The sequence below is a fragment of the Brevibacterium sp. UCMA 11754 genome (assembly GCF_021532275.1).
Classification (GTDB): Bacteria; Actinomycetota; Actinomycetes; order Actinomycetales; family Brevibacteriaceae; genus Brevibacterium.
In genome coordinates, this window is the sequence record NZ_JACBOT010000023.1 from 76,286 (window position 1) to 99,557 (window position 23,272).

Annotated in this window: 24 protein-coding genes; 13 read left to right on the top strand and 11 right to left on the bottom strand. The window is 61.9% G+C overall.

Annotated features, from left to right (window positions below):
- The first annotated feature begins 89 nt into the window (after positions 1-89).
- From HX613_RS11470 to HX613_RS11485, 4 genes are all read left to right on the top strand, one after another.
- The gene (locus HX613_RS11470) at positions 90-1,256 is read left to right on the top strand and encodes a thiolase family protein (protein WP_235345443.1); all 1,167 of its coding nucleotides are present in this window, start codon (positions 90-92) and stop codon (positions 1,254-1,256) included.
- Entirely contained in the window at positions 1,253-2,131 is an 879-nt protein-coding gene (locus HX613_RS11475) for an enoyl-CoA hydratase/isomerase family protein (RefSeq protein ID WP_235345444.1), read from the top strand. The genes HX613_RS11470 and HX613_RS11475 overlap by 4 nt, the downstream gene beginning before the upstream one ends.
- Positions 2,128-3,024, top strand: coding sequence for a 3-hydroxyacyl-CoA dehydrogenase family protein (locus HX613_RS11480; RefSeq protein ID WP_235345445.1), 897 nt, complete (start codon positions 2,128-2,130; stop codon positions 3,022-3,024). Before HX613_RS11475 ends, HX613_RS11480 begins: the two co-directional genes overlap by 4 nt.
- Positions 3,025-3,091: 67 nt before the next feature.
- Positions 3,092-3,868 carry an enoyl-CoA hydratase/isomerase family protein gene (locus HX613_RS11485; protein WP_235345446.1) on the top strand — a complete coding sequence of 259 codons (777 nt, stop codon included), beginning with the start codon at positions 3,092-3,094 and terminating at the stop codon, positions 3,866-3,868.
- 33 nt (positions 3,869-3,901) lie between these two features.
- Here HX613_RS11485 and HX613_RS11490 read toward each other — a convergent pair whose 3' ends face one another.
- A complete protein-coding gene (locus HX613_RS11490) occupies positions 3,902-4,495 on the bottom strand; it encodes a YdhK family protein (protein WP_235345447.1) in 594 nt (197 codons plus the stop codon).
- 99 nt (positions 4,496-4,594) lie between these two features.
- Between HX613_RS11490 and HX613_RS11495 the strand changes: the two genes are divergently transcribed.
- Positions 4,595-5,167 (top strand): CueP family metal-binding protein, encoded by a 573-nt coding sequence (locus tag HX613_RS11495; protein WP_235345448.1) that lies wholly within the window; start codon positions 4,595-4,597, stop codon positions 5,165-5,167.
- A 27-nt stretch (positions 5,168-5,194) separates the two neighbouring features.
- Here the strand turns inward: HX613_RS11495 and HX613_RS11500 are convergent, their stop codons facing one another.
- The 4 genes from HX613_RS11500 to HX613_RS11515 form a co-directional block, all read right to left on the bottom strand.
- Entirely contained in the window at positions 5,195-5,998 is an 804-nt protein-coding gene (locus HX613_RS11500; protein ID WP_235345449.1) for a TVP38/TMEM64 family protein, read from the bottom strand.
- 94 nt (positions 5,999-6,092) lie between these two features.
- Positions 6,093-6,263 (bottom strand): hypothetical protein, encoded by a 171-nt coding sequence (locus HX613_RS11505; RefSeq protein ID WP_235345450.1) that lies wholly within the window; start codon positions 6,261-6,263, stop codon positions 6,093-6,095.
- Positions 6,264-6,282: 19 nt separating this feature from the next.
- The gene (locus HX613_RS11510; protein ID WP_235345451.1) at positions 6,283-7,656 is read right to left on the bottom strand and encodes an L-lactate MFS transporter; all 1,374 of its coding nucleotides are present in this window, start codon (positions 7,654-7,656) and stop codon (positions 6,283-6,285) included.
- A 224-nt stretch (positions 7,657-7,880) separates the two neighbouring features.
- Entirely contained in the window at positions 7,881-8,675 is a 795-nt protein-coding gene (locus HX613_RS11515; RefSeq protein WP_235345452.1) for a SurA N-terminal domain-containing protein, read from the bottom strand.
- A 253-nt stretch (positions 8,676-8,928) separates the two neighbouring features.
- On the opposite strand from HX613_RS11515, the gene HX613_RS11520 reads away from it, so the two are divergent.
- On the top strand, positions 8,929-9,285 hold the full coding sequence (locus tag HX613_RS11520) for a VOC family protein (RefSeq protein ID WP_235345453.1): 357 nt from the start codon (positions 8,929-8,931) through the stop codon (positions 9,283-9,285).
- Positions 9,286-9,291: 6 nt separating this feature from the next.
- On the opposite strand, the gene HX613_RS11525 is transcribed toward HX613_RS11520, so the two are convergent.
- A complete protein-coding gene (locus tag HX613_RS11525) occupies positions 9,292-10,038 on the bottom strand; it encodes a dihydrofolate reductase family protein (protein ID WP_328284948.1) in 747 nt (248 codons plus the stop codon).
- A 31-nt stretch (positions 10,039-10,069) separates the two neighbouring features.
- Here HX613_RS11525 and HX613_RS11530 point away from each other — a divergent pair, with 31 nt between their 5' ends.
- Complete coding sequence (locus HX613_RS11530) at positions 10,070-11,284, top strand: M20 metallopeptidase family protein (protein ID WP_235345454.1); 1,215 nt, start codon at positions 10,070-10,072, stop codon at positions 11,282-11,284.
- Between the two features lie 257 nt (positions 11,285-11,541).
- Here the strand turns inward: HX613_RS11530 and HX613_RS11535 are convergent, their stop codons facing one another.
- Both HX613_RS11535 and HX613_RS11540 read right to left on the bottom strand, forming a co-directional pair.
- Positions 11,542-13,239 (bottom strand): BCCT family transporter, encoded by a 1,698-nt coding sequence (locus tag HX613_RS11535; protein WP_235345455.1) that lies wholly within the window; start codon positions 13,237-13,239, stop codon positions 11,542-11,544.
- Positions 13,240-13,306: 67 nt separating this feature from the next.
- A complete protein-coding gene (locus HX613_RS11540; protein ID WP_235345456.1) occupies positions 13,307-14,281 on the bottom strand; it encodes a flavin reductase in 975 nt (324 codons plus the stop codon).
- A 141-nt stretch (positions 14,282-14,422) separates the two neighbouring features.
- On the opposite strand from HX613_RS11540, the gene HX613_RS11545 reads away from it, so the two are divergent.
- Genes HX613_RS11545 through HX613_RS11570 form a run of 6 tightly spaced genes read left to right on the top strand, consistent with a single transcriptional unit; the run spans position 14,423 to position 19,197 of the window.
- Complete coding sequence (locus HX613_RS11545; protein WP_235345457.1) at positions 14,423-15,115, top strand: amino acid synthesis family protein; 693 nt, start codon at positions 14,423-14,425, stop codon at positions 15,113-15,115.
- Positions 15,112-15,663 (top strand): amino acid synthesis family protein, encoded by a 552-nt coding sequence (locus tag HX613_RS11550; protein ID WP_143924698.1) that lies wholly within the window; start codon positions 15,112-15,114, stop codon positions 15,661-15,663. The genes HX613_RS11545 and HX613_RS11550 overlap by 4 nt, the downstream gene beginning before the upstream one ends.
- 11 nt (positions 15,664-15,674) lie before the next feature.
- Positions 15,675-16,424, top strand: a complete 750-nt coding sequence (locus HX613_RS11555) for an alpha/beta fold hydrolase (protein WP_235345458.1) — start codon at positions 15,675-15,677, stop codon at positions 16,422-16,424.
- Positions 16,421-17,902, top strand: coding sequence for an aldehyde dehydrogenase (locus HX613_RS11560; protein ID WP_235345459.1), 1,482 nt, complete (start codon positions 16,421-16,423; stop codon positions 17,900-17,902). Before HX613_RS11555 ends, HX613_RS11560 begins: the two co-directional genes overlap by 4 nt.
- Before the next feature lie 9 nt (positions 17,903-17,911).
- On the top strand, positions 17,912-18,109 hold the full coding sequence (locus tag HX613_RS11565) for a tautomerase family protein (RefSeq protein ID WP_235345460.1): 198 nt from the start codon (positions 17,912-17,914) through the stop codon (positions 18,107-18,109).
- Between the two features lie 41 nt (positions 18,110-18,150).
- The gene (locus HX613_RS11570) at positions 18,151-19,197 is read left to right on the top strand and encodes an LLM class flavin-dependent oxidoreductase (protein ID WP_235345461.1); all 1,047 of its coding nucleotides are present in this window, start codon (positions 18,151-18,153) and stop codon (positions 19,195-19,197) included.
- Positions 19,198-19,375: 178 nt separating this feature from the next.
- Here the strand turns inward: HX613_RS11570 and HX613_RS11575 are convergent, their stop codons facing one another.
- The 3 genes from HX613_RS11575 to fdhA all read right to left on the bottom strand — a co-directional run bounded on the left by HX613_RS11575 (position 19,376) and on the right by fdhA (position 23,270).
- On the bottom strand, positions 19,376-20,806 hold the full coding sequence (locus HX613_RS11575) for a glycerophosphodiester phosphodiesterase family protein (RefSeq protein ID WP_235345462.1): 1,431 nt from the start codon (positions 20,804-20,806) through the stop codon (positions 19,376-19,378).
- Positions 20,807-20,990: 184 nt separating this feature from the next.
- Positions 20,991-21,671, bottom strand: coding sequence for a GntR family transcriptional regulator (locus HX613_RS11580; protein ID WP_235345463.1), 681 nt, complete (start codon positions 21,669-21,671; stop codon positions 20,991-20,993).
- A 384-nt stretch (positions 21,672-22,055) separates the two neighbouring features.
- The gene (fdhA, locus tag HX613_RS11585; RefSeq protein WP_235345464.1) at positions 22,056-23,270 is read right to left on the bottom strand and encodes a formaldehyde dehydrogenase, glutathione-independent; all 1,215 of its coding nucleotides are present in this window, start codon (positions 23,268-23,270) and stop codon (positions 22,056-22,058) included.
- Between the last annotated feature and the right edge of the window lie 2 nt (positions 23,271-23,272).

Consider the following 23,272-nt stretch of genomic DNA (forward strand, 5'->3'; position numbering starts at 1 on the left):
AGCGCCGAGACTTCCGAGCGTCCGGCGCTTTCGGTCGCTAGGCTTGAGGGCCAGCGTCGCTGCACCACACATCACACTTGAGGAGACCCATGCCCGAGGCATTCATCCTGGACGGACTGCGCACACCCATCGGCCGCTACGGCGGAGTCCTCGCTGATCAGCGACCCGACGATCTGGTCGCGACCACGCTCAAGGCCGTTGTGGACCGGTCGGGAATCGACCCGTCCGACATCGACGAGGTGATCCTCGGCTCGGCCAACCAGGCCGGTGAGGACAACCGCAACGTCGCCCGCATGGCCGTGCTGCTGGCCGGTCTGCCCGAGTCCATTCCCGGATTCACCGTCAACCGCCTGTGCGCCTCGGGGCTGACTGCAATCACGACGGCACGGCAGATGATCGCCGCGGGTGACGCCGATGTGGTTGTGGCCGGCGGAGTCGAATCGATGACCCGCGCACCCTGGGTGACGGAGAAGCCCTCACGTCCCTGGGCGAAACCCGGCAAGTCCTGGGACACCTCGATCGGCTGGCGCTTCACCAACCCCGCGTTCGGTGAGGACACGACCCTGTCGATGCCTCAGACCGCCGAGCGTGTGGCCGAACAGTGGAAGCTGAGCCGCGAAGCCCTCGACGAATTCGCCTACGCCTCTCACCAGAAGGCACTCGCGGCACAGGAGGCCGGCAAGTTCGATCCCGAAATCCTGCCCATCGGCGACATCAGCGCCGATGAGGGACCCCGGGCAGACACCACCGTGGAGAAGCTCGCCAAACTGCGCGCGATCCACGGACCCGGCGGCGTCATCACCGCCGGCAACTCCTCCTCCCTCAACGACGGTGCCGCTGTCACGATTCTCGTGAGTGAACGCTACGCGGAGAAGCACGGTCTGAGCCCCAGAGCACGAGTCGTCACGGGTGCCAGTGCCGGCGTCTCCCCGGAGATCATGGGCATCGGGCCAGTTCCGGCCACTCGCAAGGTCCTCGACCGTGTCGGCTGGAGCGTCGGCGACCTCGAGGCCGTGGAACTCAACGAGGCCTTCGCCTCACAGTCCCTGGCCTGCATCGGCGACCTGGGGCTGGACCCGGAGACCGTGAACGCCTTCGGCGGAGCGATCGCGCTGGGACACCCACTGGGCTGCTCGGGCGCTCGGATCACCCTGACTCTGCTCAACCGCCTCGAAGAGGCCGATGCCAAGCGCGGACTGGCGACGATGTGCGTCGGCGTCGGCCAGGGCTCGGCACTGCTGTTGGAGCGGGCATGAGCGCGGGCGGCAGCGCCGAGAGCGCGGGCGGCAGCGCCGAGAGCGCAGGGTCGAACTCCCCGCTGCTCATCGAGCGCCTCGAGGATCGGACGATCATCCGGCTCAATCGGCCCAAGGTGCGCAACGCCATCGACCTCGACATGGTCGAAGCCCTCCACTCGGTGTGCGCCGAACTCGAGGCCAAACCGAAGGTCGCAATCATCACTGGTTCCGACGGCGTCTTCGCCGCCGGAGCAGACATCGGGCAGATGCGCAATCGTGGCCGCGAGGAGGCCTTGGCCGGGATCAACTCGAAGGTATTCTCTCGCATCCAGGAACTGCCGATGCCCGTCATCGCCCTCGTTGAGGGCTACGCTTTGGGCGGCGGGGCGGAACTCGCGTTCGCGTGTGACTTCCGCATTGGCACTCCCACGACCAAGATCGGCAATCCCGAGCCCGGACTCGGCATCATCGCCTCGGCCGGGGCCGCCTGGCGATTGCGCGAACTCGTGGGAGAACCACGAGCCAAGGAGATTCTCCTGGCCGGTCGTACCCTCCAGGCCGACGAGGCGAAGTCGGTCGGACTGCTCAATGACGTCGTCGACCCCGAGGACCTCGAACTCGCCGGTGAGGCACTTGCCGACAGGATCGTGAGCTTTGCTCCATTGGCCGTGAGACTGAGCAAATCCGCATTCCACGCACCCCGTGAGGCCCACCCGCTCATCGATAACGTGGCCCAGGCAGTGCTGTTCGAGACCGAGGAGAAGTACGCGCGGATGGATGCGTTCCTCGCGAAACGAGAAGCCAAGAAGCGGAAGAAGGCCGGAGCGGTGGCGACGGAAGCCATCGACGAACAGCCCGTGCCGCGAACCGAACAGAAGGGCGACACCGAATGAGCGAGCAGGCCGCGCACGAACCTGACGCAGTTCACACCCCGAACTCGACAACGGACTCAAGCAGCGGTCCCCTGGTCCCAGAGGCCGTCGGCGTCTACGGCGGCGGTCGGATGGGTGCAGGTATTGCCCACGCCTTCGCCAGCGCCGGAGCACGCGTCATCATCATCGAGAACACCGATGAGACCGTGGCCGCGGCCCAGGAGCGCGTGGACGCCTCGATCGAGAAGTCGAAGTCCAAGGGCCTCGACGTCAAGGGCAGCGTCGAGGTCGTACGCGATCCCACCCTGCTTGACCAGGCTCTTCTCGTCGTCGAAGCCGTCCCGGAGATCGTCGAACTCAAGCAGGAGATCCTGGCGGCCATCGCGAAGTACGCGCCGGCCGCGAGCATCGCCACGAACACCTCGGCCCTGTCGATCGATGAGCTCGCCGCCGCACTGCCACGGCCACACGCCCTCATCGGACTTCACTTCTTCAACCCTGTCCCCGTCAGCGACCTCGTCGAGGTCGTCGTCGGCACCCATACGCAGCCAGCGCTCGTTGAGGTCGCGAAGTCCTGGGTTGCGGGTCTGGGGAAGACGGCGATCACGGTCAAGGACTCACCGGGATTCGCCTCCAGCCGCCTCGGCGTGGCCCTGGCCCTCGAAGCGATGCGGATGGTCGAGGAAGGAGTCGCGAGTGCCGAGGACATCGACAACGCGATGACCCTGGGCTACCGCCACCCGGCGGGACCGCTGAAGACCACGGACATCGTCGGCCTCGACGTCCGCCTCGGCATCGCCGAGCATCTGGAAGCAGAGCTGGGGCCCAGGTTTGCACCGCCACAGCTGCTCAAAGACAAGGTCGCAGCAGGTCAACTGGGTCGAAAGTCCGGTCAGGGCTTCTATACTTGGTGACCAGGCAGGCAACAAGCCTGCTTGCTACGCCGTCATCTGCAACACCGTCAGCTGCAAGGGAGCACACGTGACCGAGATCCAACTGTCCAACCGGGGAAACATCGCAGAGATCGTCCTCGACGGCCCCGATTCCCGCAACGCCCTGGACGCTGACAACCTCCGCGACCTCGCGGCGGCAGTGGCCAAGGTCGCCGAGGCGATCCCGAGCGTTCGTGTGCTCCTGATCAGGGGAGAGGGCAGGGTCTTCAGCTCCGGCCGTGACATCTCGGCCGTCGACGTCGAGACCGATGACGCCCACGCCTTCCTTGCCGAGGCGTTCACTCCTGTCTTCCAAGCCATCCGAGCACTGCCGATCCCCGTGATCTCGCAGGTCCAGGGTGCCGCTCTCGGCCTGGGCTTCGGGGTTGCAGCGGCCGCTGACATCATCATCGCCGCCGATGATGCGAAGTTCGGCTCACCGTTCGCTGCGATCGGCGCGATGCTCGACTCGGGCGCCCACCATGTGTTCCTCGATCGGGTGGGCTATCACCGGACGATGGACCTCATCATCACCGGTGACTTCATGACCGGCGCCGAGGCTGCCGCTGCGGGCATCGTGTCCCGTGTGGTCCCAGCCGATGAGCTCTCCGAGTTCGTCGAGTCGAAGCTGGCCAAGATCGTGACCGGCCCAGCCGACGCGTTCGCGATGGAGAAGGGCTTCGTGCAGAAACTCGCCGACGACCGCCCACCCCTGGCGCAGGTGCTTGCGGAAGAGGCCAACCTCCAGGAGACCGCGCGTCAGACTCCGGACTATGCCGAGGGATTCAAGGCCTTCCAGGAGCGCCGCGCGCCGCAGTTCGACTGAGCCGCCGTTGGGCCTCGATCTCCGACGCTGAGATCACCTGACTGGCTGGACCTCGTCCTCGGTGACCCACTTGTGGTTCGTCATCGTCATGTCATCCGTGTCGATATCGACCATGTAGACGGTGTTCTCAGTCGAACTGTCGATTGTTGCTTCGGCGCCCTTCATCCCGGGCATATGGTCAGCGTTGAGAGTCGCCTTTGCGCCGTCCTTGAGAGGAGCCTTGCCGGGGTTCTTCAGTTCTTCGTGGACGACCCATCTGTGGTCCTTGACCGGGTCGCCGCCATCGGTGGGTGAGTAGCTGACCGAATACGTGGTGGTGTCGAAGGCACCGGAGATCGTCGCCTTCGCCCCTTTCATTCCGGGCATATGGTCAGCGGTGAGAGCGACCTCATCACCGACGGCGTAATTCGGGTCTGAAGCCTTTTCGATGCCCTTGGGCGGCTGGCCGCCGTCCGCGGCGTGCTCGTGGCTTTCGCCGTGGTCCTCACTCGATGCCGACTCCGACTGTTTCTCATGCTGTGGGTGCTGAGCAGCCTCGTCACCTTCAGAGCTGGCGCATCCCGACAGCAGCAGCGCTGATGCGGCTGCGACCGCAGCGATGGTCGTCAATGGAGTGGATGTCTTCATTTTCTCTCCCGGAGTATCCCTGGCAACGGCGGTCCGATCGCGGGCTGCACGAAGGCGCCCGATGTCGACGCTATACCTACAGGGGGTATAGTTGTCAACGTGATTCAGACTCGGACGACGCCTGCGGCGAAGCTTTGGCGAACCATCTCGATTGTGGCCCTGACCTTGGTGTTGGCAGGTTGTGGAACCGCGGAATCGGGTTCCGGGCCAGGCAGCGATCAGGTATCGACGGAGGAGTTCCTCTCCGAGCACGGACTCGATCGAATGGCAGTGACTGATCGCCCGAATGATCTCATGGCATCGGTCTACCCCGATGAACTTGTGCTGGCCGGTGAAGCGCAGGAAGTGACTATCGATCTGCCGGAGGAGAAGGCATATGTCTCGATTGCTCCCTACGTGGATACCACCCACGACTGCTTCTATTACAGTCTGACAACCTGTCGCGGAGAGCTCGGCAACGAGGAGCTTGACGTGAAGATCACCGACAGCGCCACCGGCGAACTTGTCGTCGACGATCGGGTGACTGCGTTCGACAACGGCTTCGCCGGCTTCTGGGTCCCAAGCGACATCGAAGGAACCATCGACATCACTCACGAGGGGAAGTCCGGATCTGTTGACTTCTCGACCGGGGAAGACGGTGCGACGTGCATCACCGGCCTGCGTCTCGCCTGATCTGAAGCCTCGGCTATCCGGGTCTGATCAGTTCTCTGGCTTCGCCTCAGGCTCGCTCTCCGGCTCGGGCCGCCCCTCGGCCTCAGCGTTCTGACCTTCGCTCTCGGGTCCGTCTTCGCTCTCTGTCGTGGCGGGGTTCTTCTGCTCCGACTTCCACCGGCGGAAGGTGAGGATCGTCAGCACGATGACCAGCGCCCACGAGATGCCGACGGCGGCGCCCGTCATGATGCCGGGACTGCCGATGAAGGCACCGACCGCGACAAGGGACAGCTGACCCGGCAGGGCCGAGATCACGGTGGCGATGAGGAACGTGCGGCTCCTGATCCCCAGCGCCCCGCTGCCGTAGTTCACCGGCCAGTATGGAAATCCTGGCATGAGGCGAAGGATGCACACCGCATAGAACCCGCCGTTGGTCAGCCGGGACTCGATCGCCTCTGCGTGAGAGCCCAACAGCTTCATCACGGTGTCGCGACCAAGCCCGCGTGCGACCCAGTAACCACCGACGCAGCCGACTACAACTCCGATCATCGACAGGATCGTGCCGAAGATGAGGCCGAAGGCGAGACCGCCGGCTACGGCCATGATGGTCACCGGGATCGGCGTTGCCGCAACGAGCGCATAGACAATGATGAAGATGCCGAAGCCCCAGAAACCGGCATCGGCAATCTGCTTCTGGATTCCGTCTAGAGAGGGCAGGTGCACGTTGAACACCAGCCACAATCCGGCGAGCACAGCCAGTGCCAATGCCACATTGCGCAGGATCGATCCCCACGGCACTCGAGATTCGCCGTGAGAGCTCGGTTGCGGTGCGGAGTTCTCATCATTCGGCATGGAACGATCCTACGTCTCGGTCCCGGCTGGTGATGAATCGACGAGACCCGCCGAGGTGAAGTCGACGGGCCGCCTCGGCGAGGTTCGGCTGACCTCAGCCGGTGAAGATCGCGACGGCCTTGATCACGGTCAGGGTCAGGCCCCAGAGAAGGCCGCCGACCACGACGACCGTCAGGGTCGAACCGACCGCCTTATAGGTGCCTCCGACAGGGGACTGAGGTGAGCCCTCGGGCGGGACGTGTGCTGTTGGAGTGGAGCTGCTCATGAGATGCCCTTCCCTGCTTTCAATTGTCGTCTTCGAGGGCGGCGGCTTGCTCGGCCTTGACGTCGGCTTCCCGTTCGAAGAATTTCTCCTTGACGGGGCGGACGAGGATGTTGGCGATGAAGCCGATGGCGAGTGCACCGACCATGATGTACATGCCCGGAGTGTAGAGCTCGGGGCCTGTCTTTCCGGCCTTCTCGCCCGCCTCGACGACGGAGTTGACGATGAGGGGGCCCGCGACACCCGCCGCTGACCATGCGGTGAGCAGGGCACCGTGGATGGCCCCGACCTGATAGACGCCGAAGAGATCTTTCAGGTACGCCGGGATGGTGGCGAATCCGCCGCCGTAGAACGAGATGATGACCAGCGTCGCGAGAATGAACAGGACGATGGAGCTGCCACCGAAGAGTGCCACGACCAGGTAGAGCAGCAGTCCGACGCCGAGGTACATCATGTAGTTGTTCTTCCGGCCCAGGTAGTCCGAGGTCGTCGACCAGATGAAGCGGCCGCCCATATTGCCGATCGACAACAGCCCCACGAAGCCCGCGGCAGCTGCGGCCGTGATGCCGAAGTAGGACTGAATCATCGGAGCGGCGTTTTCGAGGATGCCGATGCCGGCAGTGACGTTGAGGAAGAGGACCACCCACAGCAGCCAGAACTGCGGTGTGCGGATCGCATTGCGCACCGAGACATTGCCCGTGGTCTGCATGGGCTTGGTCGTCGCTTTGGCGGGGTCGAAGTTCTTGGGCGTCCACTCGGGGTGGGGCACGCGGATGACGAAAGCGCCGGCAGCGATGACCACGGCGTAGACGATGCCGAGGGTGACGAAGGTCGGAGTCAGCCCGGCAACGAGGTTCTCCGGTTCTGGACCGCCTCCGTAGAGGCTCATCAGCTGGTTCGACATCGGGCTGGCGATGAGTGCGCCGCCGCCGAAGCCCATGATGGCCAGGCCTGTGGCCAGGCCCGGGCGGTCCGGGAACCATTTCATCAGGGTCGAGACCGGGGAGATGTAGCCGATGCCCAAGCCGATGCCGCCGATGACGCCGTACCCGAGGTAGACGAGCCAGAGCTGACCGGTCATGATTCCCAGTGATGCGATGAAGAAGCCGACCACCCAGCAGGTGCCCGCTGCGACCATTGATGCGCGCGGGCCGTTCTTCTCCACCCAGGGGCCGAAGATGGCCGAGGAGATGCCGAGCATGAGGATCGCGAGCGAGAAGATCCAGCCGATTGAGACTTCACCGGCATCGAAGTGCGTCATGAAGGGGATCTTGAACACGCTGAACGCGTAGACCTGTCCGATGCACAGATGGATGGCTAGCGCGGCCGGCGGGATCAGCCATCGGTTGAAGTTCTTCGGCGCGACGATCGCTGATCGCGTGAGGACGGAAGCCATAGAGGGATCCTTAGATTGGTGTGCTCTGCGTGCAACCGTCATCGGTCGCACGTGCTGTGAGGACGAGCGTGTCAGGATGACACGTTTCTGTTCTCCTACAGGTTAGAGCGCACGCAAGGATTTTGCGAGGAACACTCAGGAATTCCCCAAGAATGAGACTCGGGCCTGTGCGGCCCGAGTCTCTGGCAGTCAGAGCCCGTTGGCCGGTGCCTGTGGCGTTCCGGTCAGAGGTTGATCGTGACGTCGCCCTGTTTGCGAAGCTTCTTGGCGTATTTCTGAGTCGCCTCGGTCGATTTCTGGCTCTTGACCTGCTCCTCGAGCTGAGGACGCATCTCCTCAAGAGGTGGGACTTCCTGAGCCTGCTGGCCGCCCTGCTGCGCCATCTGCTCCTGCTGAGTCTTGGCCTGTTCGTAGGCCTGGCCGATCTCTTCTCCGCTGGCCTTGAACTCGCCGTACTCGTCCTTGATGAGATCTTCGATCGACAGCTGAGTCTGCAGCTCGGAATGGACCTTCTTCTCGTCCATGCCCTGCTTTTTCATAGCGGCGAGGAAGTCCTTCTTGCTCATCTGGCTGGACTTGGCGGACTCGCCCAGAGCCTTGTCGACGTCCTTGTCGGAGATCTTGATGTCGCGCTTCTCGGCTTCCTGGCTGAGCAGCTCGGTGCTCACCAGGTTCTCGGCCGTCTGCGTCTTGAGCTGCTTCTCATCGACCTGCTCACCCGACTGCTGAGACTGCATCTGCATCTGCTGGTACTGAGTTTCGTAAAGGGGGACGAAGTCGTCCTTCGTGATCTTCTTGCCGTTGACCTCGGCGACGACCTTGGGGATGCCATCAGTGTTCGGCTTGCCTTCTTGGCTCTTGCCCTGTTCCTGTCCCTGGGCCTGGTCTTGCCCCTGCTTCTGCTCAGCCGCGGCGGATGTCTGCTCGTCCGCTGGTTTGTCCTCGGCTGAACCGCAAGCGGCGAAGGACACCACGGATACGGACAAGGCGAGGCCCAGCAGCCACTTGCTCTTCTGCACATTCACTCCTGAAATCGGGATCAGCCTGTCAGGCTAACAGTCGCGATTCACCGAAGTATGTGTGGAGTATGAATGTCGCTTGGCAAGCCGGATTGCGGCGGTTGGGCATGGAGGCGCCCATGGGGGCGCTCAACGCCACGGGCCTTGTCCGTGCTGCCTCTATGTCGAGTCAGCGACGGCAGATAGACTCGGGATGAATTGGATGTGCGGTCGGCCGCAACGGAGGCCGGGCTGCGGACGGAGGTGTCCACAGATGCAATCGAAATTTCGCGGAGTGTTCCTGACCTGCCAGAACGCCGAGGTGACAGCTGACTTCTACAGGGACGTTGCCGGGGTGCCGTTGGAAACGGTCAGCAGCGACGAGTACACCTATTGGATGTTGGATATCGACGGTGTCCAGATTGCGCTTCATGACGCGAAGGCCTTCGCCGACTACAGCTATCCGCCCAACCCGTCGTCCAATCTCACCCACCTCTATTTCCGGATCCCCGATCTGGAGGCGTTCCTTGATCATGTGCAGAGCGTTGGTGCGCCACTCATCGAGGTCGATGACGTCGTCGTCACCCTCGAAGACCCCGACGGGCGAAAGGTCATGTTCGGCACGGCCTGAGTCGCTTCACTGCTGTGGGCTGTAAGCCGAATAGACGACGCCGCTGACGAATGACTTCGAGTCGAGCAGCTGCAGTCGAGGCCGGGTGTCTTCGGGGAAGAAGCCGCGGCCACGTCCCTGCCACACCGGATAGGTGAACATCCGGTACTCATCGACGAGGTCGGCGCCGATCAGTGCATGCGCCAGGGTGATGCTTCCGGTGAGGATGACGTCGCGACCTGGCTCCTCGCGCAGCGCTTCGACGGCGCGCAGAGGGTCCTGACTGATGACGGTTGAGTTCTGCCAGTCCGGTTCGGTCAGCGTCGTCGACACCACCCGCTTGTCGACCTGGTTGAGGTGCTCGGCGACCCCTGTGGTGTCATCGGTCTGCAGCGGCCAGTAGCCGCGGAAGTCCTCGAACGTCTGCCGACCCAGCAGCAGTACATCCTCGTTGGCCGACTGACGCATGAGCTCGGCGGACAGCTCCTCATCTTGGGCCTGCGGGTCGAACCAGTCGTCGAGCATTTCGATTCGACCGTCAAGAGTCGTGTTCTGAGTGATGATGATGCGCACGGTGGGCTCCTCGTCGAGTGGTGGCGTCACCGTCCACGGTACGCACGACGCGGCCCGAGATCCATAGTTGGGACGACCGCCTTCACCTCCGGCCTCGACGCGCTCGGGGACCGGGTCGATGACTTCCCTGCGGACTTCACCTGATTCGTCGCAGCCTATGACAGCGCGGTCGGGCCGGAATCTCAGTAGAGTCGGATTCACAGCTCATTCGGCCCGAAGGAGAACCGCGTACATGTCCGCATCACCATCCTCATCCATTCCAGATTTCCGCACCGAGGCCAAGGGGCTGCACGACGATCTTGTGAGACTGCGTCGTACCCTGCACGCCAATCCCGAGCTTGGGTACCAGCTGCCGTTCACCCAGAAGACCGTCCTCGAGGAGATCGCCGATCTGGGCCTCGATATCAGCACAGGGGAGTCTCTGACCTCGATCGTGGCAGTGCTCAAGGGCGGACGTCCCGGGCCTGCAGTTCTGCTGCGTGGGGACATGGATGCCCTGCCGGTGGCCGAGGATACCGGGCTCGACTACGCCTCGACGAACGGCAACATGCACGCCTGTGGCCATGACATGCATACCGCTGGTCTCGTCGGCGCCGCTCGTCTGCTTGCCGCGCACCGAGACGAGCTGCCCGGGTCTATCGTATTCATGTTCCAGCCCGCCGAGGAGGTCGAAGGAGGCGCCGAGCCGATGATCGCCGAGGGCCTCCTCGAAGCGGCAGACGTGCCACTTGTCGCGGCTTACGGAATTCACGTCGAGGCTGATGTGCGCGGACGGTACACCACCAAGGGTGGGCCGCTTATGGCGGGGTTCGCCGATCTCAATCTGAAGGTCCACGGCGCCGGTGGCCACAGCTCCCAACCGCAGGCCACTCGCGACCCAGTGCCTGCCGTCGCCGAGATCGCGCTCGCCCTCAACACGATGGTGTCGCGGTCATTCGGCATCTTCGACCCGGTCGTCGTGTCCGTGACCCAGCTGGAAGGCTCGCAGGCCAGCAACATCATTCCTGACACCGCGAAGCTCACCGCCTCGGTCCGCTATCTCTCAGCCGATTCGATCGCTCTGCTGCAGGAACGTGTGCCTGAGATCGCTGAGAACATTGCCCGGGCACACCGGTGCACCGCCGAGGTGGACTTCCGGATCGGCTTCCCCGTGACCGTGAACAACCCGGCGGAGACTCAGTTGGCCATCGACCGCCTCGGCGAGGTCTTCGGTTCGGACCATGTTCAGGAGATGGCTGCCCCGCGGATGGGGTCCGAGGACTTCTCCTATGTGCTGCAGAATGTGCCGGGTACGTTCGTGTTCCTCGGAGCCACTCCAGAGGGGGTGGACCCGAGCGCGGAGACGAATCATTCGCCCAGGGTCGTCTTCGACGACGGGCTGCTTGGGGACCAGGCAGCAGCCCTGGCCCACCTCGCGTTCACACGTCTGCTCGACGAGGTGGGTTGAGGGGCAGAGCTGCCTCGGGCCTTGATATGGCTTGGCACCGAGACACCGGTGGAGCGCAGAGTCGCGGGCACACCCTTGTTTCAACGCTCCACCGGTTTGTCGGTGAAGAGCTGCTGGCTTTCAGCCCGAACTCAGAATTCGGTGATGGTCTCTGAGCTACCTATGCGATCGGTGCCGAACCTTAACCTACGGTTCAATGGTCGAGATGAGGCGTGGCAATGGTTGTGTTTGCTCGATATGCTTTTGCGAACCGTTGTTCAGAGTCCGAGGACTCGTCGCTCGCGAGCGATCTCTTCGACCACTTGATGATCATTGCGCAGCTCTTTGATCAGTGCGATTCCGAGAACGATGACGATGACTGTGAAGGGTACTGCTGATAGCATCGCCGCTTGTTGCAGGGCTTGAAGTCCGCCGAGCAGCAACAGAACGACGGCGCAAGCACCGGTGAGGATTCCCCACGTCGCGATTACTGGTCGGCGAGGTTCGAATGATCCTCGCGATGAGAGTGAACTGAGGACGAAGGTGTTCGAGTCGGCAGAGGAGACGAAAAACAGAATGACCATCAGAATTGTGAAGATCGAGGACAGCAGCGATATCGGCAGATGGTCGAGAAGGCTGAAGAATGCTGTGTCCATATTGTTTTGAGTTGCATGTCCGATGGAGCCTCCGTCCATGTCGAGTTTGATCGCAGAGCCTCCCATGATAGTGAACCACAGAAAGAACACAGTGCTCGGAACGAGGAGAACGCCGGCGACGAACTGGCGAATTGTGCGGCCTTTGGAGATCTTGGCTAAGAAGATGCCGACGAAGGCACTCCAGGACAGCCACCAAGCCATCATGAAGTAGGTCCAGCCGAGCATCCATTCGCTGTCTTCGGGGCTGGACGGAGTCATGAAACTGAGCTGCAGAAAGTCTCCGGCGAACGAACCGATGGAGCGGACGAGTAAATTTGAAACGAAGCCGCTTGGTCCAGTGATGAAGACGAACAACCCTAATATTGTCGCCATAGTCAACGTGATCTGAGAGACGTATTTGATACCTCGGCTTACTCCCGTCAGCGCTGACCCGGTAAAGAGCATCGTCAGGACTGCGATGACAATGATCTGTAAGACGATTGTGGAATCAATGCCGAAGACAGTGTTGAGTCCTTCTCCGATCTGTGACGCTCCGAGCCCGAGTGATGTCGTCGTGCCGAATAGAGTGGCAATGATGGTGAGGACGTCGATGAAGTTTCCCACCCAGCCATCGACGAAGCGACCGACTACCGGACGCAGCATCGTAGAGACAAGGGCCGGTCGCCCCTTGCGGTGAGTCGAGTAGCCAATAGCCAAGCCGAACACGCCGAAGATCGCCCAGGCTTGGAAACCCCAATCGAGATAAGAGAATTGCATCGCTCGGATTGCCGCATTCATCGTTTCAGGCTCTGCCAAGCCATGAGGTGGCACCATGAAATGCGACATCGGTTCAGCAACTCCATAGCTGACGAGGCCAATCCCCATAACTGCCGCCAGGATCATGGCCAGCCAAGAGAAGGTGCTGTACTCAGGTCGAGAGTCTTCTGAACCTAGGCGAATGCGGCCGAATCGACTTGCGGCGAAGCATACGAGCATGACGATAGCCGCGAATGGAACAACCAGATAGATCCAACCGATTCCCGAGGCCACGGAATCCATCGCAGAAGTCATGGCGACGCTGAGACTTTCAGGAGACAGCGCCGCCCACAGCACGAATGCAATCACAAACCCGACCGACCAAAGGAAGACTCTCCCTATTGAACGGTTCGAGCGGCCGCCTTTGACCTGCTTAGTGGCGCCCTCGTCGGGCGACGAATCGCTCGGCGGCACGTCTTGGTCTTCTAACATTGACATCGTTGTCTCCAGATATGGGTGGGTACACCTTGACGCAGTAAATGCGGACGGTAGGGAGAGAATTCTTCGGCAGAAGTAGTTCAGCAAGTAACTGAGGCCGGTGGTTCATAGCGAACGAGGCTCCGCGAACTAGGGCGTACTTGGAGCCTCGCGGTCACAATGAGGTGAGGTCCTGGCTGTCGAAGAACTTGCCGGCTTTGTAGATCATCGGCTCGTCCTCGGAGGCCTCCGCGCTGCGCACCCGACCAACGAATATCGTATGGGTCAGGGCCTGGAAGCGTTCCTTGATCTCGACTTCGATTGCGGCTGCCGAACCGTCGATAAGTGGTGATCCATGGGGTCCGGAATGCCAGTCGAGCTCAGCGAACTTGTCTGTCGCCTTCGATGCGAAGGTGCCTATGGTTCCTCGCTGGTTGCGGCTCATGATGTTGATCCCCATGTGGGTGGAGCGGAAGAGTGCGGGGTAGGTCGAGGATGTCTTCTGCACGCAGACGAGGACCAGCGGCGGGTCGAGTGAGATCGAATTGTAGGAATTCACCGCAAGGCCACGAGGCTTTCCGTCTTCGTCCGTGGTCGTCACGACTGTCACTCCGGTGATGAACTGCCTGTTGAAGGACTTGAGCGACGCCGAAGACGGTTCGCCGGAGAAGTCATCGGTGACTACGTCACCTGCGTAGGATTCGAATGCTGAGGACAGGGACTTGAGTCCGAGGTCGGCTAGCAGCGCGTGCGCATCCCAGGTGACCTCTTCCCGGCTGATGACGCCCTGATTAAAGGTGATGAGGTTCGAACCGTGGGTCGTCACCTGCTGCCCGGTGGGAGGGACATCATTGAGCGGCCGGGTGAAGGTGCCGGTGGAGTGCCAGTAGATGGCTCCCTGATCGCCTTCGATGAGGATACGGTCGATCGTGGTGGTGAGGTCTGGGAAAGCTGCGCGGATCTCACTGATCTCTGCCTTGGTCTCCTCAACGCTTTTCTCCTTGCCGGAGTTCGCGGAGACGCGCACGTAGTCGTCGGTGAAGAGTGAATCGAGAGCATCGGTGTTTCCGATGTCCCATGCTTCGCGCCAGGTTCCGATGATGGTCGTCTTAACGTCGTCGTAAGGACGTGCTTCTTTGCTCTGTTGCATACTAGAGATCGTAGAATCACTGTGATGTATTAGTCAATAGGTTTTTGAAACCCTGATTTATCGGGATCTGTATGGGCTATTGACTTTCATCTTTGCATGCAAGTAGATTTCTTGTATGCAACAGACTGGAGTTTTGACACGATGAGCACGACGACCGCACGCGAGCAGGATGAGAGCATCGGCCGCCTCGGCGAGCACGAGGAGCTTCCGGCGAATTTCGATGAACTGGCACAGCGACTTGGTGTCCGTTCGATCACCATTCAGCGAGAGGAGATCCTCGCTGAGGCTGGTGTCGGCCTCAGCAAACCGCTGCAGCAGGCGGCCGCGGTGGCCGTGCTGAGGAACCCGTGGATCGACAGCATCGATCCACACAGTGATCTGGGTCCGGCGACCGAGAGGATCGCTCCGGTGCTGGCGAAGGTGCTGACCGATCGACTTCTGTCGATCCTCGGATCCGCCGAGAACGTCGAAGCTTTCGGCAAGGGCGCAGTGGTCGGGGTCGATGGCGAGATCGAACATGCCGGTGCACTCATCCACACTCCCTATTTCGGCAATATCCTGCGCGAAATGCTCGAAGGCACCTCGGTCATCTGCTTCGCCGACGGCCGATCGGGCCCATCGTCGACGATTCGGGTGCCGATGTGGCACAAGGCCCACGCCACCTCACGTGACCACTACCAGACAATCGACATCCACCTCTCGGACTCACCACGAGCCGATGAGATCTGCGTGATCGCCGCAGCCTCGACCGGCCCCCGGCCGTTCGCCCGCATAGGCGACCGCAGAACCGATGGCACAGTCACCACAGAGATCCTGAAAGGACTCGTCAAATGAAGATCCGCAAACTCACCACCGTCGTCGAAGAGATCCTCTCCGAAGGCGGCCGCGAGACCAGCCCCGTCATCACCGTCGCTGCAGTTGCCGCAGTGATCGAGAACCCCTGGCGCGGTCAGGGATTCGTCGAGGACCTCAACCCAGGCATCGACGCCACCGCCAGCGCCCTCGGCGCTGAGCTTGCTCCCCGGGTCATGGAAGCACTCGGCGGCAGCCTCGAAGCCTACGGCAAGGCCGCAATCATCGGCCTCAACGGTGAGATCGAGCACGGCTCCGCACTCATCCACACACTGAAGTTCGGCAACCACTTCCGTGATGCTGCTCAGGCGTCCACCCTGCTTCCAGCCGTCGAGAAACGCGGCGAGGCGGGAGCGGTCTTCGACATTCCGCTCAAGCACTTCACTGACGCAACGATCCGCTCGCACCACCAGACCTTCGAATGGAGGGTTGCGGACGCACCTCATGCCGATGAGATCCTCATTGCGCTCGCGGGATCGACGGGCGGACGTCCGCAGCAGCGGCTCGCGCCGCTATCGGCCGACAAGTAGGGTGCCGAATCATGCGGGATGACAATGACGTCCCCGTCGTCCTGCTCCATGGGGTCGGACTCGACAGGAACGTTTGGCAACGGGTGGAACGACTGCTGAGGTCTCCGAGTGTTGCGCTCGATCTTCCAGGACATGGAACTCGGCCACCACTGCAGGAGCCGACCTCGGTGACAGAGATGACCGCGGATGTGGCGGCCCGGATGCCGTCCGGGCCGGTCCACCTCGTTGGATTCTCCCTGGGATCGCTCATCGCCCAACAGATCGCCCTCGACCATCTCGAACGTGTGCGCACTCTCACCTGCGTGAGTTCGGTGTGCGCTCGGACCGAGGACGAATCGGCCGCTGTGGCCACCCGGCTGCGGAACGCGCGCCGGGATCTGCCTGCCAGCATGGAAACCGCTCTGCAACGCTGGTTCCCCGACGATGACGGAACCGACTGGCAAGCCCAGCGGGAGGAGACGCGCCCAGTTCTCATGGCCAACGATCCGGCCTCCTATGCGCATGCCTACGCCGTCTTCGCCACAGCTGACAGGGAACTCGCCGACAGGCTGCCTGCGATTGCAGCCCCGACCCTTGCGATGACCGGAGAATCCGATCCCGGTTCCACACCGGAGATGAGCCACCGGATCGCGGCCCGGGTTCCCGACACCGAAGTCGTCATCGTCCCCGGGGCCCGGCACATGCTGCCAGTGACCCATCCCGAGGTGCTCGTCGGCCATCTCGACCACCTCATCCATCAGTCAGAAAGGAATCAGCCGTGACTCTCAGACTCGAGCACTTCATCGGAGGCACCCACAGTGCTCCAGCCGATGGAGGATACCTGGACAGTACCAATCCGGCCACGCTGGAAACTCTCTACGAGTTCGCCCGTGGGGCCGCCGCTGACGTCGATCACGCCGTCGAGGCTGCGCGCCGGACATTCGAATCGGCGGCGTGGCAGAGAACGACACCGACACAGCGAGGTCACCTGCTGCGCAGGTTCGGCGATCTCATCGGGCAGAACGCCGACGACCTCGCTCGCTTCGAGAGTGAAGACAACGGCAAACTCCTGCGCGAGATGAAGGGGCAGCTCAAGGGCCTCCCCGAATACCTCTACTACTATGGCGGCCTGGCCGACAAAGTCCAGGGTTCGCAGATTCCGACGAACTCGCCTGAGGTCATCAACTTCACCCAGCGAGAGGCTCTTGGCGTCGTCGGGCTCATTACCCCGTGGAACTCGCCCATGACTCTCACGATCTCCAAATTGGCACCAGCCCTGGCCGCCGGCAACACTGCCGTCATCAAGCCGAGTGAGTACACATCACGGACGATCCTGCGCTTGGCCGAACTCGCTCATGAGGCAGGCTTCCCCGACGGCGCGGTCAACGTCGTCACCGGAATCGGCGCCGAGGCGGGTCAGGCTCTCGTGGATTCGCCGAAACTCGCGAAGATCTCATTCACCGGATCGACTGGAACGGGTTCTGCGATCGCCGGTGCCGCGGCCTCACGATTCATCGGCTGCACCCTCGAGCTGGGAGGCAAGAGCCCGAACATCGTCTTCGATGACGCGAATGTGTCGAATGCCGCCATGGGCGTCATCGCAGGCATCTTTGCAGCGGGCGGTCAGACCTGCATCGCCGGCAGCAGGGTCTTCGTTCAGCGGGGCGTCTACGACGAACTGCTCGAAAAGGTCACCCAGCGGGCTTCGTCGATCATCATCGGCGATCCGATGGATCCGAAGACCGAACTCGGCCCATTGGCATTCGAAAGCCAACTGAACAAGGTCGCAGAGTACGTCGACATCGGAGTGTCCGAAGGAGGCAGCATCGCCTACGGCGGGCAGCGTCCCGAGGTTGACCTCCCCGGCTACTTCTTCCAACCGACGGTGCTCACGGATACGACAAACGATATGCGGATCTGCCGTGAGGAGATCTTCGGGCCAGTTGCCGCGATTATGCCCTTCGACACCGAAGACGAAGTACTGGGCCTGGCCAACGACACAGACTACGGTTTGGCTGCGGGCGTCTGGACTTCGAACCTTCAGCGGGCGATGCGGATGTCGCAGAGCATCGACGCAGGCACCGTGTGGATCAACATGTACCGGGCGATGTCTCCGATGTCACCGCGTCAGGGATTCAAGAACTCGGGAGTCGGCATCGAACACGGAATCGAGTCGATGCACGAGTACACGAGGCTCAAGAGCATCTGGATCAATACCGACGAAGGCGCCATGGCCGACCCGTTCGTTCTGGGGCGGTGACCGGCTCACATGCCTCTCATCGACATCTCAATCGCCAAGGGCCGAGATCCGCAACAGCTGCGTGACCTCATCGCAGGAGTGCACCGGGTGGCCGAAGAGACCACCGGAGCCGCAGCAGAGAACATCACGGTGATCGTGCGCGAAGTGGAGAAGGACCTCTGGTCGCGCACGAACACGACGATCGGCGAACGTGAAGCCACGAAATAGAGCACACAAAGCAAGAACGCTTGAGATCTAAGGAGCACATCATGCGCTTTTCACTCTTCCTGCACATGGAACGCTGGGACGACTCGATCAGTCCGGAACAGCATTGGAAGAACCTCGTCGAGCTGGTGAAACTAGCTGAAGCCGGCGGATTCGGGACGGTGTGGATCGGCGAGCACCATTCCATGGAGTTCGTCTCCTCTCCGAGTCCGATGCCACAGCTGGCATACCTGGCCTCCCAGACCTCGACGATCAGGCTCGGATCCGGAACGATCATCGCTCCGTTCTGGCATCCGCTCCGCGCCGCCGGAGAAGTCGCACTGCTCGATGTCATCAGCGGCGGACGCGCCGAGGTGGGAATCGCTCGCGGGGCCTATCAGTTCGAGTTCAACCGCCTGGCCGACGGCATGGCCGCAGCGGACGGCGGGGAGTACTTGCGAGAGCTGGTTCCGGCCGTCCAGAAGCTGTTGCAGGGCGACTACGCTCATGAGGGCAAGCACTGGCAGTTTCCGCTCTCGACGGCTGTACCCAAGCCGATCCAGCAGCCGACCCCGCCGATCTGGTTGGCCGCGCGGAGTCCGGAGACTCATGATTTCGCCGTCGCGAACGGATGCAACGTCCAGGTCACGCCGCTGATGAAGGACGACCGTGAGGTCGAGGACCTGATGGAGAAGTTCAACACTGCGATCGCCGCGCACCCGGAGGTCGAGAAACGTCCCGAGATCATGGTCCTGCGGCACACCTACGTTCACTCGCCTCAGGATCCGGAAGGCTGGAAGGTCGGCGCGGCCGGCGTCAACAAGTACTACCGCACCTTCTCCTCTTGGGCATTCGGGAAGAAGGATCACGAGAACGGTTTCCTCGATCCGACTCCGGCGGAGAACTTCGCTGATCGCCCCGAATTCGAGCTCGAAGCGCTGCATAAGTCTGCGATGATCGGCACGCCTGATGAGGTGACCAAGCGGATCCGCCACTACGAGGACCTCGGCTACGACGAATACAGCTTCTGGTCCGACAATGCACTGACTCACGAAGAGAAGAAGGCCTCACTGCAGCTCTTCATCAACGAGGTCGTCCCCAACTTCCGCTGATACGTCGTCGAGTCGCCCGGTCCCGGAGGCCGGGCACATCGAGCCGCCGATCACCGGGGTTGCGCCAGACCGGCAGGGATGTGTCAGGCCTGCAGGGATGCGAAAGAAGGCGGGTCTCAGATTCGATAGGAGTCTGATGCCCGCCTTCGTGGGCGACACAGTTTGGACCTGCAGAGATCTATCGTGCGGCGATGCGCATATTCATAAGGTCCCGATCGGCACGCTGGCCGCGGTCGAGTTGGAGCCAGTCGACGCTCATATAGTCAGGGTGGGTGAAAGATAGCTTGATCCGGTTGGTGCCCTTGTCGAACTTGTATTTGCCCAGGTCGGTGACCGTGAAGGCTCGGTTGTGTGTGGTGTTCGGAAGGGCAACCGGGGTGCTGTGCTCGGCCTCGGTATCCACGGTGACGGTGCCACCGGGTTCTTTGTCTCCCGAGTGACGCAGGCTCAGGGTGTACATGCCGGGGCGGTCGACCTCAACTTCGAGGGTGAAATGTTCACCGTCCTGAATGTATTGGACGATGTGCGAACCATCGAGGTCGCACACGTCCACCGGGGACTGTGGGTTTCGGATTGCCTTGCCGGACACGCAGTCGTTGTGGTCATTGCTGTCCGCGTAGTGCGCCGGGTCATCGAGGAAGTCTTCGGCCTGGGCTCGGATGCTGGAGGGCTTCATTCCGGCGGTGGTCACATCGCGGCCATCACGCCAGGCATCGATCATGCGCACGTTGTCGGTCTGGATGACATCAGCGCCGAGGTCCACCATCGCCTGCCAGCCGAGGTTAGGATCGCGCAGGGAAGCCTCATCGGTGTAGCCACCGCCGACGGAGTCCCACATCGAGTTCAGCCACAGATCGGTTCGAGCGTCGATTGCGGCCAGATACTCGGGCTGAGCCTGGGTATCTTCGAGGGTGTCGAAGGCAACTTCGATTGCGTCGGGCATGTTCGTGGTGAACTCGGCGAAGTCGTCGACTTGGTCATCGTCGATGATGTGCATGTACTGAGCTCGCGGATTGGCCGCCATGAACTCGTTGGCCTCCTCGGCATTCGGTGCGCCCTTGAACAGCCCGTAGTCGAGCATCCCGGCAGCGTCGAGCTCCGCGATCAGTTGATCCCGGTACTCCCACCCCTTGTCGAGGTTAAGGAGGATATTCTGTCCCCTGGTTGCTTCCAAGATCTCACTGAACGTGGGTACGTGCAGATCCGTCAGGGGAGACGGTCCGTTCCCCTGCCCCTGGCGAAGGCGAAGTTCTTTGACCTGGGCCAGAGTGAGGTCTTCGACGCGACCCCTGCCATTGGTGGTGCGGTTGACGGTGTCGTCATGATTCAACACCAAGTGCCCATCCTTCGTTTTTTTGAAGTCGATCTCGATCACCTCAGCTCCGTCGTCGACGGCCTGCAGAATGCCGGGCACCGAGTTCTCAGGGTGGTCACGCCACTGTCCCCGGTGGGCGCCCACCCACGTTTGCGGTTCATCTGCCAAAGGCAGGGATAGCGAAGCTGGTTGATCAGCGGTTTTGGTGGGAGAACCGATCGCGGGTGCCAAGGTTCCGAAAGTCAGGGCGCTGATAACGGTGCTGGTGAGGATGACTCGAGACAAAGTGTGCATTCTCAGAAACATACAAGCGGAATCGGGCGCGCTCTCCCCTTGTCTGTAACCTTCACCTTGCCGATATCTGAACGCCTGGTACGTTGACACGTGCAGAAACAAGTGCACCTTCATCGAGCGCGATGCGCCTGTTTCGACATTGACGACCGGCGGTCGGACAGCGAACTGGGCCGGCCGACCGGCTTCAGGGCTCCCGGTCTATCGACAGAGTCGTGCGAGTGCGGGGGACCAGCAGTTCTTGGGTCGAAGCGAAGACGTGCGACCGCATCGTGGTCTCGGCGCCGAAGGGGTCCTTGTCCTGGATCATGGTGAGTACCTGGCGGTGTTCGCCGCTCGAGCTCACCGCGCGACCTGGGTGGTCCAACGTCCTGCGCACGAGTCTGTAGAAGGACAGTTGATTCATCAGCCGACCGTACTGTTCGACGAGTTTGTTGTTGTCGGCGCCTTCGACAAGCGTCTGGTGGAATCCCTGCACCTGGCCGGCATAGGTGTCCGTGTCGCCGGCCTGCGATGTGACCTCCGAGGCGGCGACGTTGTCTTCAAGCATATCGAGTTGGAGGCAGGGGCCTCGCCGAGCCATGAGAGCCGCTGCCAAGCCCTCAAGTACCTCTTTGAGTTGGAACATTTCGACGATCTCCCGACGGGTCGGCTCTCGGATGAACGTGCCGACCTTGGGCCGGATCTCGATGAGTCCCTCGAGCTGCAGCTGCTTGAGCACCTCCCTGATGGGGGTTCGGGAGACGTCGAACTCCTGGGCCAGTGAGACCTCGGAGAGCGGACTCCCGGGCTCGAGGTCGCCGCGTGTGATCTTCGCGCGAAGCCGTTCCAGAAGAGTCGACGCTGGACCAGTAGGGTCTGTATGCATGCTTCAGATCGTATGTTGCATACATGTGAGAGGTCAAGGATGGCTGTGGCGAACGCGACTTGCGATCATAGGTTCTGTAGCTTCGCCGACGCGTCAAGGGAATGCGTAGAAGCTATGGGTTCGCAGCCTTTCAGCATCTGCCATGCAACAAAAGCAAAACACGTAGGTGGCAGGCCGCTCGGCATCGAGAAACGGGTGCTGCGTCGGCGCACGGGTGTGTACCCAGATGTCTCTACGCAGCACCCGTTTCTCGATGTGGTGGCACGTGATGGCAGCGAACGGTTGGTGACTTCTGGTCGAAAAATTGCAATTCATCGACCAGAAGTTACCAACCGTTGCCGAGCGGAAGGCCGTGCCCGCGGCCCGCGGCCCGCGGTACTGGGCTCAGGCCTTGATCAGGCCGTGGGGGTCGAGGACGAACTTCTTTGCGACACCTGAGTCGAAGTCGGCGTAGCCCTGTGGGGCGTCGTCGAGGGCGATCGGGGTGGCGTTGACGTTCTTCGCGATCGTCACCTTGTCATTGAGGATCGCGTGCATCAGCCCGCGGTTGTACTTCATGACCGGGCACTGGCCGGTGACGAAGACATGGGACTTCGCGAAGCCGAGCCCGAAGCGCATCGACAGCGATCCCTCTTGGGCCGCCTTGTCGGCAGCTCCCGGGTCGCCGGTGACGTAGAGCCCGGGAATGCCCAGGCTGCCGCCGGCGCGAGTGATGTCCATGAGCGAGTTGAGCACGGTAGCCGGAGCCTCGGTGGCTGCATCCTTGCCGTGTCCACGGGCTTCGAAGCCCACGGCATCGATGCCGCAGTCGACCTCGGGAGTGCCGAGGATCTGCTCGATCTGATCCTTCGGATCCCCCTTGGAGACATCGACGGTCTCGCAGCCAAATGCACGTGCCTGTGCCAAGCGGTCCTCGTTGAGGTCGCCGACGATGACGACCGATGCACCGAGGAGCTGCGCCGAGGTGGCCGCAGCGATTCCGACCGGACCCGCGCCGGCGACGTAGACCGTCGAACCGATGGTGACGCCGGCCCCTACTGCACCGTGGAAGCCGGTGGGGAAGATGTCGGAGAGCATGGCCAGATCGAGGATCTTCTCCATTGCCTGGTCCTTGTCCGGGAACTTCAGGACATTCCAATCGGCGTAGGGGACGAGGACGTATTCGGCCTGTCCGCCGACCCATCCGCCCATGTCGACATAGCCGTAGGCAGAGCCTGGGCGGTCGGGATTGACGTTGAGGCAGATGCCGGTCTGGCGTTCGATGCAGTTCCGGCAGCGTCCGCAGGAGATGTTGAACGGCACGGAGACGAGATCGCCGACCTTGACGAATTCGACATCACGACCGACTTCGACCACCTCGCCGGTGATCTCGTGGCCGAGGACGAGCCCCTCTGGCGCGGTGGTGCGACCACGGACCATGTGCTGGTCGGAGCCGCAGATATTCGTGGCCACGGTCTTGAGGATGACGCCGTGATCGACCTTGCGGCCGACATTGGCAGGATGGACGCCGGGGCCGTCCTTGAGGACGAACTCGGGATATTCGGTGTCGACGACCTCGACCTTGCCGGGACCTGCGTAGCTGATTGCCTTGTTACTCATCG

What these genes read in the sequence shown, in the direction of transcription:
- HX613_RS11470 (WP_235345443.1), top strand. Translation starts at nt 90, where the DNA reads ATGCCCGAGGCATTCATCCTGGACGGACTGCGCACACCCATCGGCCGC.
- HX613_RS11475 (WP_235345444.1), top strand. Translation starts at nt 1,253, where the DNA reads ATGAGCGCGGGCGGCAGCGCCGAGAGCGCGGGCGGCAGCGCCGAGAGC.
- HX613_RS11480 (WP_235345445.1), top strand. Translation starts at nt 2,128, where the DNA reads ATGAGCGAGCAGGCCGCGCACGAACCTGACGCAGTTCACACCCCGAAC.
- HX613_RS11490 (WP_235345447.1), bottom strand. Translation starts at nt 4,495, where the DNA reads ATGAAGACATCCACTCCATTGACGACCATCGCTGCGGTCGCAGCCGCA.
- HX613_RS11500 (WP_235345449.1), bottom strand. Translation starts at nt 5,998, where the DNA reads ATGCCGAATGATGAGAACTCCGCACCGCAACCGAGCTCTCACGGCGAA.
- HX613_RS11505 (WP_235345450.1), bottom strand. Translation starts at nt 6,263, where the DNA reads ATGAGCAGCTCCACTCCAACAGCACACGTCCCGCCCGAGGGCTCACCT.
- HX613_RS11510 (WP_235345451.1), bottom strand. Translation starts at nt 7,656, where the DNA reads ATGGCTTCCGTCCTCACGCGATCAGCGATCGTCGCGCCGAAGAACTTC.
- HX613_RS11520 (WP_235345453.1), top strand. Translation starts at nt 8,929, where the DNA reads ATGCAATCGAAATTTCGCGGAGTGTTCCTGACCTGCCAGAACGCCGAG.
- HX613_RS11530 (WP_235345454.1), top strand. Translation starts at nt 10,070, where the DNA reads ATGTCCGCATCACCATCCTCATCCATTCCAGATTTCCGCACCGAGGCC.
- HX613_RS11540 (WP_235345456.1), bottom strand. Translation starts at nt 14,281, where the DNA reads ATGCAACAGAGCAAAGAAGCACGTCCTTACGACGACGTTAAGACGACC.
- HX613_RS11545 (WP_235345457.1), top strand. Translation starts at nt 14,423, where the DNA reads ATGAGCACGACGACCGCACGCGAGCAGGATGAGAGCATCGGCCGCCTC.
- HX613_RS11550 (WP_143924698.1), top strand. Translation starts at nt 15,112, where the DNA reads ATGAAGATCCGCAAACTCACCACCGTCGTCGAAGAGATCCTCTCCGAA.
- HX613_RS11555 (WP_235345458.1), top strand. Translation starts at nt 15,675, where the DNA reads ATGCGGGATGACAATGACGTCCCCGTCGTCCTGCTCCATGGGGTCGGA.
- HX613_RS11565 (WP_235345460.1), top strand. Translation starts at nt 17,912, where the DNA reads ATGCCTCTCATCGACATCTCAATCGCCAAGGGCCGAGATCCGCAACAG.
- HX613_RS11570 (WP_235345461.1), top strand. Translation starts at nt 18,151, where the DNA reads ATGCGCTTTTCACTCTTCCTGCACATGGAACGCTGGGACGACTCGATC.
- HX613_RS11575 (WP_235345462.1), bottom strand. Translation starts at nt 20,806, where the DNA reads ATGCACACTTTGTCTCGAGTCATCCTCACCAGCACCGTTATCAGCGCC.
- HX613_RS11580 (WP_235345463.1), bottom strand. Translation starts at nt 21,671, where the DNA reads ATGCATACAGACCCTACTGGTCCAGCGTCGACTCTTCTGGAACGGCTT.
- fdhA (WP_235345464.1), bottom strand. Translation starts at nt 23,270, where the DNA reads ATGAGTAACAAGGCAATCAGCTACGCAGGTCCCGGCAAGGTCGAGGTC.